At 77.7% G+C, this 413-nt stretch carries 2 protein-coding genes; both read left to right on the top strand.

Features of this window, described 5'->3' with window-relative positions; translation table 11 throughout:
• A partial coding sequence (locus tag M0638_RS28465; protein WP_248670331.1) for a hypothetical protein occupies positions 1-208 on the top strand: 208 nt, incomplete at its 5' end.
• Positions 205-413 (top strand): hypothetical protein (locus M0638_RS28470; protein ID WP_248670332.1); only part of this gene is annotated, 209 nt, incomplete at its 3' end. The genes M0638_RS28465 and M0638_RS28470, both read left to right, overlap by 4 nt.

Here is a 413-nt window from a genome sequence, read left to right on the forward strand (position 1 = left end):
CCTCGCCCCGGCGCTGTGCCAGCGCGCCCGCATCGAGGCCCTGGCCGCATGGCTGATCGACCTGCTCGACCGCCTGGACGGCGACGCGGAGGCCGAGCCCGACCACGACGGGGAAGAGGAGCCGGACGAGGCGTGGATGCAGCCGGCGATGCTCGGCGCGGCCGAGCTGGTGCCGGCGCGGCGGATCGCGCGGAGGGCGGCGGCATGAGCATGCACGCGCCACACCGGCGCAGCGGCGCCGTGCCTGCGGCGTCGGCGCAGCTGCCCGGAATTTCCGGGTCGCTGCCCGCGCCGGCAGTAGGGGCAGAGGATGCCCGTACTGCCCCGCCGCCCACCACCGCCGGCGAGCAGGCCGAGGCCGCGATCCGCGACCGCGCCCTGGCGCTCGCCGTGATCCGGCAGGCCATCGCCGA

The sequence above is a fragment of the Roseomonas acroporae genome (assembly GCF_023223525.1).
GTDB classification, from domain to species: Bacteria; Pseudomonadota; Alphaproteobacteria; order Acetobacterales; family Acetobacteraceae; genus Roseomonas_E; species Roseomonas_E acroporae.